The sequence below is a fragment of the Oceanivirga salmonicida genome (assembly GCF_001517915.1).
In the GTDB taxonomy this organism is placed as follows: domain Bacteria; phylum Fusobacteriota; class Fusobacteriia; order Fusobacteriales; family Leptotrichiaceae; genus Oceanivirga; species Oceanivirga salmonicida.
Map to the genome: position 1 here is coordinate 1 of NZ_LOQI01000136.1, position 1,262 is coordinate 1,262.

The window sequence follows — 1,262 nt, forward strand, 5'->3', positions numbered from 1 at the left end:
TGTAAGTTGTAATAGTAAATGTCCAAAAATGAAAAAATTTGGAAAATAAAAAGTGGATGTGTTATCATTAATTTGACACTTTAACGAAAGGAACACATCCACACATGAATAATAACATAAAAACAAGAAAAAATAAATACCTAAGTAGAGATGAAAAATCATTTATAGAAGGTTATCTATCAAGTGAAATAAAAAATAATTTAGGGAAAGTAAATGAAACAAATAAGAAGGTATTAACAAATACCAAAAAGAAATTATGTAAAATATATAAAGAAATAGCAGAAAAATTAGATAGATCAGTAAGAACAATAAAAAGAGAAATATTTAGAGGAAAATATATAAAAAAAGATGAATTGTATAATGAAGTATATTCATACAGTTATACAATTTCAAATAACAAAAGAGAAAAAAAGAAATTAAATAAACAAACAAAATTAAAAATAGATAATAATATGGAAGTATATAAATATATATCTAAACAACTAAAGAATAAATATTCACCATATGCAGCATTAGAAAAAGCAAAAAGAAAAGAATATAGAGTAGACTTTAACTTAAAAACATTGTATAACTACATTAATGTGGGTTTATTTGAAAGTGAAGGAGTTAGGCTTGATAAGCTGCCATACAAACGAAATAAATCCAAAATAAAGCACCATAGAGCAATTAAGAAAGCCAATGCCTTAAGTATAGAAATGAGAGCAACAGAAATAAATGACAGAACAGCATTTGGACACTGGGAAATAGATTGTGTAGTGGGAACAAGGTCAGGGAAAAGTACATGTCTTTTAGTATTGACAGAAAGAGTAAGTAGATATGAAAAAATATATTTATTAGAATCTAAAAAGGCAGAAAATGTAGAGAAAATATTAAAAAAAGTGTTAGTTGAAAATAAACAACCTATAAAATCAATAACATCAGATAATGGTTCAGAATTTATAGGAGTAAAAGATATAGATAAAATGTTAGATTGGTTTTATGCCCACCCATTCTGTTCAGGTGAGCGTGGGAGTAATGAGAACAATAATAAATTAATAAGAAGGCATATAAAAAAAGGCAAGAGTATGGTTAATTTGACAATAAAAAGAGTAAAAAAGATAGAAAGTTTTATAAATAATTATCCAAGAAAACTTTTTGAAGGAAAAACATCAAAAGAAGTATATAATGAATATATGAAAAAAGCATAAAAGTAGTTGAAAATAGTAACATAGACACAAAATCTAAAATTTAAAATTTTTGGACATTTACTATTACAACTTACA

1 protein-coding gene is annotated in these 1,262 nt (G+C 24.7%); it reads left to right on the plus strand.

Going from position 1 to position 1,262, the window contains the following annotated elements; all coding sequences use genetic code 11:
* Positions 1 to 104 precede the first annotated feature (104 nt).
* On the plus strand, positions 105 to 1,187 hold the full coding sequence (locus AWT72_RS08585) for an IS30 family transposase (RefSeq protein WP_067143648.1): 1,083 nt from the start codon (positions 105 to 107) through the stop codon (positions 1,185 to 1,187).
* Positions 1,188 to 1,262: the final 75 nt, after the last annotated feature.

Bases quoted from the DNA above. Each gene is read 5' to 3' on its own strand.
- AWT72_RS08585 (WP_067143648.1), top strand. From the start codon at position 105: ATGAATAATAACATAAAAACAAGAAAAAATAAATACCTAAGTAGAGAT.